Below are 15,077 nucleotides of genomic sequence, written 5' to 3'. Positions count from 1 at the left end.
TTTCGGCTAATTCGACCGTCAGCGACACCGCCACAATCACCTCCAGCGGCTTGCGGAATGCAGCGGACGGCTTCCGGAAAACGCCAGACTCACACTGAGGGCCGTTCCTGGCTCCTTTTTCATCCCCCTCCGCGCGTCGGGCGCGGCAGGGGGATCTTTTTACCGGGAGCCGGCTAGCCGGCGCCGAGTCCCGCCCGACAGTGTTCCCAGAAGCGCTCGAAGCCCGGCGAGAGGAACTTGTCGCGCTGGCGCAGCATGTAGAAACGCCGGCGCAACGGCGGCAGGCTGCTGCGCAGTTCGACCAGCGCGCCGGAGGCCAACTGTTCCTCGACCACCCAGCGCGAGAGGCAACTGATGCCCAGCCCGGCGGCGACGCTGTGCTTGATCGCCTCGGAGCTGCCCAGGTCCAGGCTGTCTTCCAGGTAATGCAGGTGGCCCAGCAGGGCGTGGCTGACCTCCTCGCGCGTGCCCGAGCCGGGCTCGCGCAGCAGCCAGCGCGCACGGCGCAGGGCCTCGCGGGAGACCTGGGTGCGCAAGGCCAGCGGGTGGCCGGGCGCCGCCACCACGATCAGGCTGTCCTCGAGCCAGGGCTCCACCCGCAGGCCCGGCTCGTGGCAGGGGCCTTCGATGAGGCCGATGTCCGCCGCGAAGGTCACCACGTCCTGCACCGCCGAACCGGTGTTGCCGATGCTGGCGTTGACCCTCACCCCCGGCTGCTCCCGCTCGAAGGAGGCCAGCAGGCGTGGCAGCACGTAGTTGCCGATGGTGCTGCTGGCCGCCACCGTCAGGCTCGCCTGGGGCGCGGCGGAAACCGCGAACTGCTGCTCCAGTTGCGCCACCCCGTCGAGCAGGCGCAATGCCTGGGGCAGGAAGCGGCGGCCGACCTCGTTCAGTTGCAGGCGCTTGCCGACCCGGTCGAACAGGCGCGTGGAAAGCTGCGACTCCAGCTCGTTGAGCGCAGCGCTGGTGGCCGACTGCGACAGCGAGATGGATTCCGCCGCCGCCGTGGTACTGCCGCAGCGAGCCACCGCACAGAAGATCTGGAGCTGACGGAAACTGAGGGCCATGGACTCACCTACCTGTTTTTCAGGTATTTAATACAGAAACTATTCGTTTCACAAATTCATGCCCGCTACCTAACCTGCGTCCCGTGACCTCACCTGAGGAGCGAAGGATGCACACCCTCCCCGTCAAGACCGGTACCAGACCCCTGGCCCAGGTCCAGAAACTCATCCCCGGCCTGCTGCTCAGCGCCGCCCTGGCCGGCGCGGCGATCCTCCTGGGTCGTTCGCAATGGTTGCAGCACAACGGCATCAGCGCGCTGACCCTGGCCATCGTGCTCGGCATCGTCGTCGGCAACACCCTGTACCCTCGGATCGCCGCCGGCAGCGCCGCCGGCGTCGGCTTCTCCAAGCAGATCCTGCTGCGCGCCGGGATCATCCTCTACGGCCTGCGCCTGACCTTCCAGGACATCGCCGGCGTCGGATTGCACGGCGTGCTGCTGGACGCCCTGATGCTCGCCAGCACCTTCGGCCTGGCGTGCCTGCTCGGCACCCGGCTGTTCGGCCTGGACCGCACCACCACCCTGCTGATCGGCGCCGGCAGTTCGATCTGCGGCGCCGCCGCGGTGATGGCCACCGAGCCGGTGGTGCGCGGCCGCGCCGAACAGGTCGCGGTGGCGGTCTCCACCGTAGTGGTGTTCGGCACCCTGGGCATCTTCCTCTATCCGGCGCTGTTCCAGTTCGACCAGGACTGGGGGCTGCTGCCACGCGACCCTGGCACCTGGGGCGTGTACATCGGCGCCACGGTGCACGAGGTGGCCCAGGTGGTCGCCGCGGGTCGCTCGATCGGCATAGAGGCAGCGGATACCGCGGTGATCGCCAAGATGGTCCGGGTAATGATGTTGGCGCCCTTCCTGATCCTGCTCTCGGCCTGGCTGGCACGCGACAAGGCGCACCGCCGGCAGCACAGCGGCGCGACCAAGATCACCATTCCCTGGTTCGCCGTCGGCTTCGTACTGGTCGCCGGGCTCAACTCGCTGGTCAGCCTGCCGCCGGCGCTGGTCAGCCACGTCAACGACCTCGACACCTTCCTCCTGGCCATGGCAATGGCCGGCCTCGGCCTTGGCACGCACCTCTCGGCGATCCGCCGCGCCGGCCTCAAGCCGCTGCTGCTGGCCGCCCTGCTATTCGCCTGGCTGGTGCTCGGCGGTGGATTACTCACCCGCCTGGCGCTCGCCTGAGTCCTCCGCCAGGAAGCCCTGCACGGCCCGTCGCAAGGCCTCGTGCAGGGCTTCCACCTCGTCGATGCCGTGGCCGCGCAGGCAGCCATGGACCAGCCCGTTTCCCGGATAGAACCCTGCCTCGCCACCCGCCGCGCGTAGCGCTGCGCCATAGCGCTCGCCGTCGTCGCGCAGCGGATCGAATTCGGCGACCGCCACGAAGGCCGGCGGCAGGCCAGTGAAATCAGCGGCCTCCAGGGGCAGCGCCAGCGGCTGTCGGTGCAGCGCCGCCAGCGGCAGGTAGGCGTCCAGGCACGCCTGCACATCGCCGAGGCCGAGCAACGGCGCGTCGACGCAGTCGATCCGCGAGGGCGATGGCGCGGCGGACAGCAAGGGATAGAGCAATATCTGCGCAGCCGGCGACGGCGCGCCGCCATCGCGCAGGGCCAGGCACAGCGCCGCCGCCAGGTTGCCGCCGGCGCTGTCGCCGGCCACCAGCAGGCGTCGCCCATCCAGCGCTTCGTCCAGCTCGCCCAGGCTCAGCGCCTGCCAGGCACGCAGGCAATCCTGCAATGCCGCCGGGAACGGATGCTCCGGCGCCAGTCGGTAATCCACCGCCAGCACCAGCAGGCCCAGGCGCGCCGCCAGGTCGGCGCAGATGAAATCGTGTGAATCGAGGCCGCCGAGCATCCAGCCACCACCGTGCAGGTAGAGCAGCGCCGGCCAACCGCCGGGCGGTGCCGGGCGGTCGGGGCGATAGCGGCGCACGCGCACCGGCGGCGCGGCCGGCAAGCAGGAGTCGAGCACCCGCAAACCGGCCGGGCGCGGCGGCGCGAACGCCTGGCACATCCGCGCGTAGGCCGCACGTTGCGCATCCAGGCGCGGACTGTCGCTGGCGAACGCCCGGCTGTGCTCGACGAAGCGCCACATCGCCGGAGACAGCGGATACTTCGCAGCCATCGCGCTCAGCGCAGCGGCGGCAGGCCGATCACCCGACCGACACCTTCCGGCACGGGGAGCGCGCGATGTGCCTCGGCGAGCGCCTCGACCCGCGCCAGCACCTCGCCTGCGAACGGCACCGAGCGCGGGCCGTCGAGGCTGACGTGGAGCAGCATCTGCTCGCTCAGCGCCAGCGCCTGCCCGCTGCCAGGCAGGTACAGGGCATGGTGGATATGCAGGCGCTTGCGATCGTGACCGAGCAGTTGCGTGCGCACCTCGACCCTGGCGCCCTCCTTCACCTCGTGGAGGAAGTTCAGGTGGCATTCCAGGGTGAACAGCGAGTGTCCGCTGGCGTCGCGGTTCTGGCTGTCCAGGCCGATATGCGCCATCAGCGCATCGGTGGCGTAGCTGAACAGCAGTAGGTAGAAGGCATCGCGCAAGTGGCCGTTGTAGTCCACCCACTCGGGCAGGACCGGCGTCTCGTAGGTCGTCAGGGCTTGGCTCATGGCATGCTCCGTGGTTGCGCTCCGCCCGGCGGGGCGGAAGGCGCGTCATGTCACTCGGCGAAGGCGAAGCCGTGCCGGGCCTTGGTTTCCCTGATCGCCCCGAGCACCGCCAACAGGCAGTCGTCGCGGTAGCGCTCAAGCTCGGCGATGCTGCGCGCACCCTGCTGCTCGGCGGTGCCCTCCACCACTCGGTCGATCAGGGCCTCGGTGAGTTCCGGCGCCGGCAGGTAGGTCCAGGGCAATTGCAGCGCCGGGCCGAACTGCGCCATGAAGTGGCGCATGCCGGCGTTGCCACCGGCCAGGGTGTAGGTCAGGAAGGTGCCCATGAACGACCAGCGCAGGCCGGCGCCGAAGCGGATCGCATCGTCGATCTCGCCGGTCGTGGCCACGCCGTCGTTGACCAGGTGCAGCGCCTCGCGCCAGAGCGCCTCGAGCAAGCGGTCGGCGATGAAGCCGGGCACTTCCTTGCGTACGTGCAGCGGACGCATGCCCAGCGACTCGTAGACCCGCATCGCCGCCCGCACGGCCTCGACAGCGGTGCGTTCGCCGCCGACCACCTCCACCAGCGGCAGCAGGTAGACCGGATTGAAGGGGTGGCCGACCAGGCAGCGCTCGGGGTGGCTCGCCTCGGCGTAGAACTCGCTGGGCAGCAGGCCCGAGGTGGACGAACCGATCAGCACGTCGGGCCGCGCCGCGGCGCTGATCCTGGCGTGCAGGTCGAGCTTCAGGTCGAGCCGCTCGGGGGCGCTCTCCTGGATAAAATCGGCGTCGCCTACGCATTCCTCGATGCTCGCGACGAAACGCAGGCGCTCCTGCGCCGCGCCGGGCGCCAGGCCCTGTTTCCGCAAGGCCGGCCAGGCATTGGCGACGCGCGCGCGCAACGCCGCTTCGGCGCCCGGCGCCGGATCCCAGGCGACGACGTCGAGGCCGTGGGCCAGGGCGCGGGCGATCCAGCCGCTGCCGATGACGCCGCTACCGAGGGCGGCGAAGGTCTTGATCTCGGTGACGAAGGACATGGACATCTCCAGAAGGTTGTTCCCGCCCCCGACGGGGCGGGGAGGAAGAAATCAGCGCGGCTTCAGGTTCATCCTGCGGCGCCCTTCCGCCGGGCTCAGGGCACGCCCGCCGAGGCGCTCGATGATCTCGATGGCGCGCTCCACCAGGCTGCCGTTGCTCGCCGGCACGCCCTTGTCCAGCCAGATGTTGTCCTCCAGGCCGACCCGCACGTTGCCGCCCAGCAACATGGCCTGGGCGACCATCGGCATCTGCGTGCGGCCGATGCCGAAGCCGGCCCAGGTCGCCCCCGGCGGCAGGTTGTCGGCCATCGCCTTCATGGTCGTGGTATCGGCCGGCGCGCCCCAGGGAATGCCCAGGCAGATCTGGAACAGCGGATCCTCCAGCAGCCCTTCCTTGAGCATCTGCTTGGCGAACCAGAGGTGGCCGGTATCGAAGATTTCCAGCTCGGCCTTGACCCCCAGCTCGGTGATGCGCCGGGCGCCGGCGCGCAGCTGCGCAGGGGTGGAGACGTAGATGTAGTCGCCGTCGCCGAAATTGAGGGTGCCGCAGTCCAGGGTGCAGATTTCCGGCAGCAGCTCCTCGACATGCCTGAGCCGCTCCAGCGGACCGACCAGGTCGGTGCCGGCACCGAACTCCAGAGGCTGCTCGCCCTTGCCGATCTCCAGGTCGCCGCCCATGCCGGCGGTGAGGTTGATGATCACGTCGGTGTCGCTTTCGCGGATACGCTCGACCACTTCGCGGTACAGCGCCACGTCGCGACTGGGCTTGCCGGTGGCGGGGTCGCGGACGTGGCAGTGGGCGACGGTGGCGCCGGCCCTGGCCGCCTCGATGGCGGCCTCGGCAATCTGTTTCGGAGTGACCGGGATCGCCGGATGCCGGCCGACGGTATCGCCGGCGCCGGTCACCGCGCAGGTGACGATGACTTCATGGTTCACGGTGGTAGCTTCCTGTATTCGGGGTGTACGAAGCCCCGCCCGGCCGCGCCGGGCGGAACGGATAGGTGCGGGTTACTTCAGCGAGGCCTGGAGCGCGGCCAGGCCGTCCTTGCCGTCGAAGGTGCTCACGCCATCCAGCCAGGCCTTCAGCGGCTCGGGGTTGGCCTTCAGCCACTGGCGCGCGGCGTCGAGGGGCTGGGTGCGATCGAGGATGGGCGCCATCACCTGGCTGACCTGGGCGCTGCTGAAGCGCAGGTTGTGCAGCAGCCGGGCGACGTTGCCGCACTGAGCCTGGTAGCCGGCGGCGGTCATGGTGGAGACGGTGGCCGCGCCTTCGTCGGGACCGAACACATCCTCGCTGCCGGTGAGGTAGGTCATGTCGATCTGCAGGTTCATCGGATGCGGCTTCCAGCCGAAGAACACCACCCACTGCTTGCGCTTGATCGCCCGCTTCACCGCCGTGAGCATCCCGGCCTCGCTGGACTCCACCAGCTGGAAGCCCTTCAGGCCGAAACGGTTGTCGTCGATCATCTTCCGGGTGATGCGGTTCGAGCCGCTGCCCGGCTCGATGGCGTAGATGCGGCCGCCAAGCTTGTCCTTGAAGCGGGCGATGTCGGCGAAGGTCTTCAGCCCACCCTCGGCGACGTAGCTCGGCACCGCATAGGTGGACTGCGCGTCGGCCAGGGTCGGCGGCTCGATCACTTCGATCCGGCCTTTGTCCAGGTAAGGCCTGGCGACCGGCTGCATGGTCGGTTGCCAGTAGCCGAGGAACAGGTCCAGCTGCTTGTCGGCCAGGCCGGCCAGGACGATCTGTTGCGAGGCGCTGGTCTGCTTCACCTGGTAGCCCAGGCCGTCGAGCAAGGCTTCGGCCACGGCACTGCTGGCGACCACGTCGGTCCAGTTCACCGTGCCCAGGCGCACCGTGCGGCACTCCTCGGGTTCGGCGGCCAGGGCGGCGCCACTGGCCAGGAACAGCAGGGCGCAGCCCAGCTGGCGAATCGTCGTCTTCATCGGTCTCCCCTCGTGCGGCTATTGATTGTTTTTCTGCGAGGTGGGCGCCGGCCCCTTGCGAGACCGACCCTGGCGACCAAGGTACGCAGCCGGGACGGCGGCGAAGCGCACTGCGGCGACCAGCTCTTGCACTGCAGCGACCTGGCCATTGCCAAGCGCGGCGGGCCTGCGCTACACACAGGCTGCGCAACCTCAACCCCGGAGCGCCCCATGTCCCAGGACTTCTGGTTTCTCCTGCTGCCCGGCTTCTCGGTAATGGGCTTCGTTTCCGCCGTGGAGCCACTGCGCGTGGCCAACCGCTTCCACGCCGACCTCTACCGCTGGCACGTGCTCAGCGCCGACGGCGGTCCGGTGCTGGCCAGCAATGGCATGTCGGTGAACAGCGACGGCGCGCTGGAGCCGTTGAAGAAAGGCGACCTGCTGTTCGTGGTGGCCGGCTTCGAGCCGCTGCGGGCGGTCACCCCGGCACTGGTGCAGTGGCTGCGCAAGCTCGACCGCAACGGCGTGACCCTCGGTGGCATCGATACCGGCAGCGTGGTGCTGGCCGAGGCCGGTCTGCTCGACGGGCGCCGCGCGACCCTGCACTGGGAAGCCATCGACGCCTTCCAGGAGTCCTACCCGCAACTGAGCGTGACCCAGGAGCTGTTCGAGATCGACGGGCCGCGCATCACCTCGGCCGGCGGCACCGCCTCCATCGACCTGATGCTCGACCTGATCGCCCAGGCCCACGGTCCGCAACTGGCGGTGCAGGTTTCCGAGCAGTTCGTGCTCGGCCGCATCCGCCCGCGCCAGGACCACCAGCGCCTGCAGGTGGCGACCCGCTATGGCGTGAGCAACCGCAAGCTGGTGCAGGTGATCGGCGAGATGGAGCGGCATACCGAGCCGCCACTGACCACCCTGGAGCTGGCCGAGCGCATCCAGGTCACCCGCCGCCAGCTGGAACGGCTGTTCCGCGTGCACCTGGACGACACGCCCTCGAACTTCTACCTCGGCCTGCGCCTGGACAAGGCCCGCCAGTTGCTGCGCCAGACCGACCTCAGCGTGCTACAGGTGAGCCTGGCCTGCGGCTTCGAGTCGCCGTCGTACTTCTCCCGCAGCTACCGCGCGCGCTTCGCCGCCAGTCCCAGCCAGGATCGCGCGGTGCTGCCGCTCAAGGCTCCCGCAGCCACGCCGCCAGGCGCGCCAGCAGGGCATCGCACGCCTCGAGCTGAGCGAGGCTGACGAACTCGTCCGGCTTGTGGCCCTGGTCCATGCTGCCGGGACCGCAGATCACCGCCGGGATACCGGCCTGGTGGAACAGCCCGCCCTCGGTGCCGAAGGCCACGGTGGAGAAATCCGTCGAACCGCTGAGCAGGCCGATCAGCTCCGCCGCCTGGCTGTCGTCTGCGGTGAGCAGGCCGGGATAGGCCGATAGCGGCGTGAAGCGGATATCGGTACTTCGCTCCACCGCGCGCATCCGCGGCAGCAGTTCGCTTTCGGCATAGTCGCGGAGTTCCTCGGCGACCTGCCGCGGGTCGTCCGCCGGCAGCGCGCGGACCTCGAAGTCGAAGCGGCACTCGGCGGGCACGATGTTCAGCGCCCGGCCGCCCTGGATCAGTCCGGTCTGCACCGTCGAGTAGGGCGGGTCGAAACGCCGGTCGTGGCGCTCCGGCACCGCCAGGCGCGCGCCGATCTCGCCGAGGCGGCCGATCAGCCGCGCGGCGTATTCGATGGCATTCACCCCCTGCGGCGCGTAGGCCGAATGGCAGGCCGCGCCGTGCACCTCGCAGCGCATGGCCAGCTTGCCCTTGTGGCCGAGCACCGGCTTCAGCTCGGTGGGCTCGCCGATGATGCACAGCAACGGCTTGTGCGGACGCCGCTCCAGCGCCGCGAGCAGCGAACGGACGCCCAGGCAGCCGACTTCCTCGTCGTAGGAGAACGCCAGGTGCACCGGCAGGCGCAACGGCGCGGCGAGGAACGCCGGGACGGCCGCCAGCACGCAGGCCAGGTAGCCCTTCATGTCCGCCGTGCCACGCCCGTAGAGGCGACCATCGCGCTCGCTGAGCCGGAACGGCGGCACGCTCCAGGCCTGGCCGTCCGCCGGCACCACGTCGGTATGCCCGGAAAGGCAGACGCCGCCACGGTCGCTGGGGCCGATGGTGGCGTAGAGATTGGCCTTGCGGCCGTCGGCGTCGAAGAACAGTTCGCTGTCGACGCCGAAACCCGCCAGGTAGTCGCGGACGTAGTCGATCAGCGCCAGGTTGGACTCGCGGCTGACGGTGTCGAAGGCCACCAGGTCGGCGAGGATGTCGCGGCTGCCGGGCATGTCGGGCTCCAGGGCGCAGGTCTCGCGCTGCGCCGTCGAGGAAGGGAACGACCCGCTCACTCGTCGCCGGGCACGCCGTAGCTCGGCGCACGGGTCGGGTCGAGGGCGCGGGTCACATAGTCCTGCATCTGCGGCTTGTAGGCGAGCCACAGTCGCTCGAGCTGGCCGATGGGGTCGTGCTCGGCCCAGTCGACGCGCAGGTCGACCACCGGCCAGAGCAGGTCGCCGACCACCGACAGCGCCGCCGAATGCACCGGCCCGGCTTCGCCACCAGCGGCCAGCGCGGCACGCATCGCCGCCAGCAGGCGCTCGGCGAGCAGGCCTTCGGCGTTCTCGAAGGCATCCACCATCGCCTCGATCACTTCCGGCGCGGCCAGCAGGTTGCCGGCCGCCACGCATTGTTCGCCGGCCCGCGCATGGTGCACGCCGAGCGCCTCGCGGCCGGTGAACAGCGCGGTGCGGCCGTGCTGGTCGATCACCGTGACCTGGCGATACTGGCCATAGCCGTTGCTGCTCAGCGCCTGGTCCAGCGCTTCGCCAGGGGCCAGGCCCTGGTCGAGGCGGTCGAGGATCTGCGGGCCGAGCGCCGGCAGGGTGATGTTCTGCGTAGCCACCGCGCCGGTGCCGGCGCGCAGCCAGGGACAACGGGCGCCGACGGCGATGCTCGACGAGCTGATGGCGATGCCCAACTGGCCGGTTTCGGCGCAGCGGCCGACGATGGAAAAGGTCATGGCGCGCGCCTCCTCATTGCTGCCAGTCGTCGGGAATCACCGCGATCACGTCGATCTCCATCAGCCACTGCGGCTGGCCGAGGGCCGAGACCACCAGTCCGGTGGAGATCGGGAACACCCCTTTGAGCCACTTGCCGACTTCGCGATAGACCGGCTCGCGGTAGCGCGGATCGATCAGGTAGGTGGTGGTCTTGACGATGTGCGAGAGGTCGCTGCCGGCTTCCTCAAGCAGTTGCTTGACGTTCTTCATCGCCTGCTCGGCCTGGGCGCGCGGGTCGCCGAGGCCGACCAGGTTGCCGTCGAAGTCGGTGCCGACCTGGCCGCGCACGTACACCGTGTTGCCGGCGCGCACGGCCTGGCAGAGATCGTTGTCCAGGGACTGGTTGGGGTAGGTGTCCTTGGTGTTGAACATGCGAATGCGGGTATGGGTAGGCATCAGCTGACTTCCTGGAGGCTGGTTTGCGGAGCTTGCGAGGCGCGGTCCTGTTCCTGGCGCTGGGCGGCGTCGCGGTATGCGAGGTACTTGCGCTGGATGGCGATGTGGTCGGCGACATGGCGCGCGTCGTGCCAGACGCCCCAGATGAACGAGGAGCCGCGCCGCGACAGCCAGGGCAGGCCGATGAAATACACGCCGGGTTCGCTGGACACGCCACGCTGGTGGCGCGGCTTGCCGTCGCGGTCGAAGGCATCGACCTGCAGCCAGCCGAAGTCGACGGCATAGCCGGTGGCCCAGATGATGCTGCCCACCCCGGCCTCGGCCAGGTCCAGTTCGAGGATCGGATCGGTCACGCACTGCGGGTCCGGCAGCCGGCGGCGCGCCTCGGGCTCTTCCGGCAGGTCGAGGCCGTTGCGGGCGATATAGGCGTCGGCGGCGTCGAGCAACGCCAGGTAGTTCTCGTCGCCGCGCGCCAGGTTCTCCGCCAGGTCCGGCCGGAAGGTCGCGACGCCGTCGACGAAGGATTCGGTCAGTCCGACCAGGGTCACGCCCTGATGCGCCAGGGCGCGGAAGTCCACGGTATGTCCGCCGCGGGCACCGCTCACGGCGATGGTCACATGCTCGCGCCCGGGCTTGGCGACTTCCGCATCCCATTCGCCGAGCACGCCCAGCCACCAGCAGAAGTCGCGGTTGCGGTAGGAACGCGGCGGACGGTCATGAGCGCCCACCGAGAGGTAGACCTGGCGCCCGGCACGTTGCAGCTCGTCGGCGATCTGTACCCCCGACGAACCGGCGCCGACCACCAGTACCGCACCTTCGGGCAGCTGCTGCGGGTTGTAGTAGTGGGCCGAGTGGAACTGCCGGATACGCTCGTCGCGCGGCGCGATCGGCGGGATCACCGGACGCTGGAACGGGCCAGTGGCGGCGACCACGCGGTTGGCCTCGATGGTCCCGGCGGAGGTTTCCACGGTGAAGCCGGGGCGGCCGACATTGCGCACCACCTTCCTCACCTCGACGCCGGTACGGATCGGCGCGTCGAATTTCTTCGCGTAGGCCTCGAAATAGGCCGCCACCTGGTCCTTGCCGGGGAAACCGTCGGGATCGATGTCGAATTCCATTCCCGGGAAGCGGTCGTGCCAGGCCGGGCCGTTGGCCACCAGCGAGTCCCAGCGTCCGCTGCGCCAGGCCTCGGCGATGCGGTTGCGCTCCAGGACCAGGTGCGGCACGCCGAGCCGGCTCAGGTGCTCGCTCATCGCCACGCCGGCCTGGCCGGCGCCGACGACGAGGGTGTCGGTCTTTTCCACGGTCCCGTCCGTGCGCGAGGGCAAGGCGGTGCGATTCAGGTCGGTCATGGCTCGGTTCCTCGGACTCTGGTCGTTCTTGTTCTGCGGTTGCGTGATGGCCGCATTCTGTTCAGAGCCGGGGAATAGCGAAATTATGATTTTTGTAGTCGCTGGCTAGGGAAAAGCTGCACGCCCGCGCGGTCGGCGGGCGGCAGAGGCGTCGCTCAGGACCTGCCGACGATCTGGCGAGCTGGAGAAACCGGGCGAAAACGGCCGGGGAAGCGGAGTCTCCGAACGGCAACCGAGTTTTCCGAAGCCGTTTCCAACGCGGTTTTGCCGACGTACAGAGTCCGCGAAGGTTTTCAGAGGATCGGCGAGACCAGCCGCGCCACGCGCATCCCCAGTTGCTGCAGGCGGCGCACGCTGCGGCGGTCTTCCGGAGTGAATTCGAGCGACTCGGCGAAGTCCGCCTCGAGCATCGCCTCCACCTCACCGGCGAAGCCCTCGTCGACGGTCACCACCATCACCTCGAAATTCAGCCGGAACGAACGGTTGTCCAGGTTGGCGCTGCCGACGGCGGCGGTGTCGCGGTCCACCAGCACCACCTTCTGGTGGAGGAAGCCGGGCTGGTAGCGGAACACCTTGACCCCGGCACGGATCGCCTCCAGCGCGTAGAGGCTGGACGCGGCATACACCGTGCGGTGGTCCGGGCGCGAGGGGATCAGCAGGCGCACGTCGACGCCGCGCAGCACCGCCAGGCGCAGGGCGGCCATCACCGCTTCGTCGGGAACGAAATACGGCGAGGTGATCCAGACCCGCTCGTGGGCGGCGTTGATCATCTCGACGAAGAACAGCGAGCAGGTTTCCTGGGCATCCGCCGGGCCGCTGGCGACCACCTGGCAGAGCGCGCCCTCGCTGTCGTACTGCGGCGGCAGGATCAGCGGCGGCAGGCTGTGGGTCGCCCAGTACCAGTCCTCGGCGAAGCTTTCCTGCAGGCACGCCACCGCCGGCCCGCGCAGTTCCATGTGGGTGTCGCGCCAGGGCGCCAGCGGCGGCTTCTCGCCGAGGTACTCGACGCCGACGTTGTGCCCGCCGACGAAACCGCACTCGCCATCCACCACCACGACCTTGCGGTGGTTGCGGAAATTCACCTGGAAGCGGTTGAGCATGCCGCTGCCGGTGCTGAAGCCGTGCACCTGCACGCCGCCCTGGCGCAGCCGCTCGACATAGCGGTGCGGCAGCGCGTGGCTGCCGATGGCGTCATAGAGGAAGAACACCTCGACGCCGTTGGCCGCGCGTTCCAGCAGCAGTTGCTGGAGGCGCTGGCCGAGGGCGTCGTCGCGGACGATGAAGAACTGCACCAGGATCACCTGGCGGGCGGCGGAGATCGCCTTGAACATCGCTTCGAAGCTGGCCTCGCCGTTGACCAGCAGGCGCACCCGGTTGTTCGCCAGGGTCGGCGTGCGGGTCATCCGCACCAGCGCCTTGAGCCCCTTGTAGCCGCTGACCTGGCGGGCCGCCAGGGCCTCCTCGACCCAGGGACGCCAGTCCAGCTCGGCGGCCGCCAGGTGCATCTCGCGGTTGGCCTGGCGCCGCGCCTCGATGTAGGCGTCGAAACGGCTGCGACCGAACACCAGGTACGGCAGCAGGGTCAGGTACGGCATGAATACCAGCGAGGTGGCCCAGGCGATCGCGCCCTGTGCGGTGCGCACGGTGAGCACGGCATGGATGGCGGCGACGAAGCCGAGTACCTGGATGCCGACCAGCAGCAGGCCGAGGTAGGTGGTGGAGGTCATTGCGCGAGGTCGATCCTTGTCCACTCCGGTGGCGGCCATCATAGCCCTCTCCGGGGTAGGTCTGGCCAGCCTGGCAAACAGCCAGGGGGCGAGGCGGGATTGGCAGGATCCGTGGGATCGACGTCATTCGGCCGCGCTCGCCCTGCCCTACGCTGTTCCCATCGAAAACCACCGCAGACCGAGGAGCCCGCCATGAGCGACGTCCGTCCCCCGCTTCCCCCCTTCACCGCCGAAACCGCCGCGCAGAAGGTCCGCGCCGCCGAGGACGGCTGGAACAGCCGCGACCCGCAGCGCGTCTCGCTGGCCTACAGCCCCGACAGCGTCTGGCGCAATCGCTCGACCTTCGTCCGCGGCCGCGAGCGGATCGTCGAATTCCTCAGCAGCAAGTGGCAGCGCGAGCAGGAGTACCGGCTGATCAAGGAACTCTGGGCGTTTACCGGCAACCGCATCGCCGTGCGCTTCGCCTATGAATGGCACGACGACTCGGGCAACTGGTTCCGCTCCTACGGCAACGAGAACTGGGCGTTCGATGAGCAGGGCTTGATGTACGAACGTCACGCCAGCATCAACGACCTGCCGATCCGCGAGGACCAGCGGCTGTTCCGCTGGCCGCTGGGGCGCCGGCCGGACGACCATCCGTCGCTCGGCGAACTCGGACTCTGAACCCGCGCCGGCAGGAGCGCGCGCACTCCCCGTTGGCGGCCCCGGGCGGCCAGCGCCTGTTCCATCCGCGACATTGCCCTCCGTCGTTGCGGTCGCACGCTTGACGCTTTCGGCACGACCCTGGTCGTTTTCGGGCCGGGTCGCGCCGGGCCCCGACGATATGCTGCCCCCAAAGCGTCGGCACAAGTCCCGGCGCGCCCAGCCTGAAAGGGGTATGCCAGATGAGCCCAGCCGAATTGCACGCCGACAGCATCGTCATCGACGGTCTGATCATCGCCAAGTGGAACCGCGAACTGTTCGAGGACATGCGCAAGGGCGGCCTGACCGCCGCCAATTGCACCGTATCGGTATGGGAAGGCTTCCAGGCGACGGTGAACAATATCGTCGCCAGCAACAAGCTGATCCGCGACAACAGCGACCTGGTGATCCCGGTGCGCAGCACCGCGGACATCCGCAAGGCCAAGGAGCAGGGCAAGACCGGCATCCTCTACGGCTTCCAGAATGCCCACGCATTCGAGGACCAGATCGGCTACGTCGAGGTGTTCAAGCAGCTCGGCGTGGGCATCGTGCAGATGTGCTACAACACCCAGAACCTGGTCGGCACCGGCTGCTACGAGCGTGACGGCGGGCTCTCCGGCTTCGGTCGGGAGATCGTCGCGGAGATGAACCGGGTCGGCATCATGTGCGACCTCTCCCACGTCGGCAGCAAGACCTCCGAAGAGGTCATCCTCGAATCGAAGAAACCGGTCTGCTACTCCCACTGCCTGCCGTCCGGCCTCAAGGAACACCCGCGCAACAAGTCCGACGAGGAGCTGAAGTTCATCGCCGACCATGGCGGCTTCGTCGGCGTGACCATGTTCGCGCCGTTCCTCAAGAAAGGCATCGACTCGACCATCGACGACTACGCCGAGGCCATCGAGTACGTGATGAACATCGTCGGCGAGGACGCCATCGGCATCGGCACCGATTTCACCCAGGGCCACGGCCACGACTTCTTCGAGTGGCTGACCCACGACAAGGGCTACGCCCGGCGCCTGACCAACTTCGGCAAGATCGTCAACCCGCTGGGCATCCGCACCGTCGGCGAATTCCCCAACCTCACCGAGACCCTGCTCGAGCGCGGCATGCCCGAGCGCGTGGTGCGCAAGGTGATGGGCGAGAACTGGGTAAGGGTCCTGCGCGACGTCTGGGGCGAGTAACTCCCGGCCCACTCCCGACTCGTCGCCTCTTCCTC

Annotated in this window: 15 protein-coding genes; 4 read left to right on the top strand and 11 right to left on the bottom strand. The window is 68.9% G+C overall.

What is annotated here, in order from left to right; all coding sequences use genetic code 11:
• Positions 1 to 173: 173 nt before the first annotated feature.
• Positions 174 to 1,067, bottom strand: a complete 894-nt coding sequence (locus HMPREF2924_RS28730; RefSeq protein ID WP_003142060.1) for a LysR family transcriptional regulator — start codon at positions 1,065 to 1,067, stop codon at positions 174 to 176.
• A 107-nt stretch (positions 1,068 to 1,174) separates the two neighbouring features.
• On the opposite strand from HMPREF2924_RS28730, the gene HMPREF2924_RS28725 reads away from it, so the two are divergent.
• Positions 1,175 to 2,242, top strand: coding sequence for a YeiH family protein (locus tag HMPREF2924_RS28725; RefSeq protein WP_004364690.1), 1,068 nt, complete (start codon positions 1,175 to 1,177; stop codon positions 2,240 to 2,242).
• On the opposite strand, the gene HMPREF2924_RS28720 is transcribed toward HMPREF2924_RS28725, so the two are convergent.
• The 5 genes from HMPREF2924_RS28720 to HMPREF2924_RS28700 form a co-directional block, all read right to left on the bottom strand.
• Positions 2,216 to 3,181 carry an acylcarnitine hydrolase gene (locus HMPREF2924_RS28720; RefSeq protein WP_004364692.1) on the bottom strand — a complete coding sequence of 322 codons (966 nt, stop codon included), beginning with the start codon at positions 3,179 to 3,181 and terminating at the stop codon, positions 2,216 to 2,218. The genes HMPREF2924_RS28725 and HMPREF2924_RS28720 overlap by 27 nt on opposite strands.
• Positions 3,182 to 3,186: 5 nt before the next feature.
• Positions 3,187 to 3,666: a thioesterase family protein gene (locus HMPREF2924_RS28715; RefSeq protein WP_003106030.1), complete on the bottom strand. Its 480-nt coding sequence runs from the start codon at positions 3,664 to 3,666 to the stop codon at positions 3,187 to 3,189.
• Positions 3,667 to 3,716: 50 nt separating this feature from the next.
• Positions 3,717 to 4,682 (bottom strand): L-carnitine dehydrogenase, encoded by a 966-nt coding sequence (locus HMPREF2924_RS28710; protein WP_003106031.1) that lies wholly within the window; start codon positions 4,680 to 4,682, stop codon positions 3,717 to 3,719.
• A gap of 51 nt (positions 4,683 to 4,733) precedes the next feature.
• Positions 4,734 to 5,618, bottom strand: coding sequence for a 3-dehydrocarnitine:acetyl-CoA trimethylamine transferase CdhC (locus HMPREF2924_RS28705; RefSeq protein WP_003096716.1), 885 nt, complete (start codon positions 5,616 to 5,618; stop codon positions 4,734 to 4,736).
• A 72-nt stretch (positions 5,619 to 5,690) separates the two neighbouring features.
• A complete protein-coding gene (locus HMPREF2924_RS28700; RefSeq protein WP_004364694.1) occupies positions 5,691 to 6,629 on the bottom strand; it encodes a choline ABC transporter substrate-binding protein in 939 nt (312 codons plus the stop codon).
• Between the two features lie 210 nt (positions 6,630 to 6,839).
• On the opposite strand from HMPREF2924_RS28700, the gene cdhR reads away from it, so the two are divergent.
• Positions 6,840 to 7,850, top strand: coding sequence for an HTH-type transcriptional regulator CdhR (cdhR, locus tag HMPREF2924_RS28695; RefSeq protein ID WP_003114442.1), 1,011 nt, complete (start codon positions 6,840 to 6,842; stop codon positions 7,848 to 7,850).
• Here the strand turns inward: cdhR and argE are convergent.
• From argE to cls, 5 genes are all read right to left on the bottom strand, one after another.
• A complete protein-coding gene (gene argE, locus HMPREF2924_RS28690) occupies positions 7,780 to 8,934 on the bottom strand; it encodes an acetylornithine deacetylase (RefSeq protein WP_003106035.1) in 1,155 nt (384 codons plus the stop codon). The genes cdhR and argE overlap by 71 nt on opposite strands.
• Before the next feature lie 56 nt (positions 8,935 to 8,990).
• Positions 8,991 to 9,665 (bottom strand): DUF1028 domain-containing protein, encoded by a 675-nt coding sequence (locus HMPREF2924_RS28685; protein ID WP_003106037.1) that lies wholly within the window; start codon positions 9,663 to 9,665, stop codon positions 8,991 to 8,993.
• A gap of 13 nt (positions 9,666 to 9,678) precedes the next feature.
• On the bottom strand, positions 9,679 to 10,101 hold the full coding sequence (locus tag HMPREF2924_RS28680) for a RidA family protein (protein WP_003096732.1): 423 nt from the start codon (positions 10,099 to 10,101) through the stop codon (positions 9,679 to 9,681).
• Complete coding sequence (locus HMPREF2924_RS28675) at positions 10,101 to 11,453, bottom strand: flavin-containing monooxygenase (RefSeq protein ID WP_004364698.1); 1,353 nt, start codon at positions 11,451 to 11,453, stop codon at positions 10,101 to 10,103. Before HMPREF2924_RS28675 ends, HMPREF2924_RS28680 begins: the two co-directional genes overlap by 1 nt.
• A gap of 293 nt (positions 11,454 to 11,746) precedes the next feature.
• Complete coding sequence (gene cls / locus HMPREF2924_RS28670; protein WP_004364699.1) at positions 11,747 to 13,219, bottom strand: cardiolipin synthase; 1,473 nt, start codon at positions 13,217 to 13,219, stop codon at positions 11,747 to 11,749.
• Between the two features lie 153 nt (positions 13,220 to 13,372).
• Between cls and HMPREF2924_RS28665 the strand changes: the two genes are divergently transcribed.
• Positions 13,373 to 13,843 carry a nuclear transport factor 2 family protein gene (locus tag HMPREF2924_RS28665; protein ID WP_004364701.1) on the top strand — a complete coding sequence of 157 codons (471 nt, stop codon included), beginning with the start codon at positions 13,373 to 13,375 and terminating at the stop codon, positions 13,841 to 13,843.
• A 221-nt stretch (positions 13,844 to 14,064) separates the two neighbouring features.
• The gene (locus HMPREF2924_RS28660) at positions 14,065 to 15,042 is read left to right on the top strand and encodes a dipeptidase (protein ID WP_003106042.1); all 978 of its coding nucleotides are present in this window, start codon (positions 14,065 to 14,067) and stop codon (positions 15,040 to 15,042) included.
• The last annotated feature ends 35 nt before the right edge of the window (positions 15,043 to 15,077 follow it).

Origin of the sequence: Pseudomonas sp. HMSC063H08, assembly GCF_001813645.1 — a bacterium.
In the GTDB taxonomy this organism is placed as follows: Bacteria; Pseudomonadota; Gammaproteobacteria; order Pseudomonadales; family Pseudomonadaceae; genus Pseudomonas; species Pseudomonas aeruginosa.
Note: the sequence above shows the minus strand (reverse complement) of the source record. Positions and strands in the feature narration are given on the sequence as shown.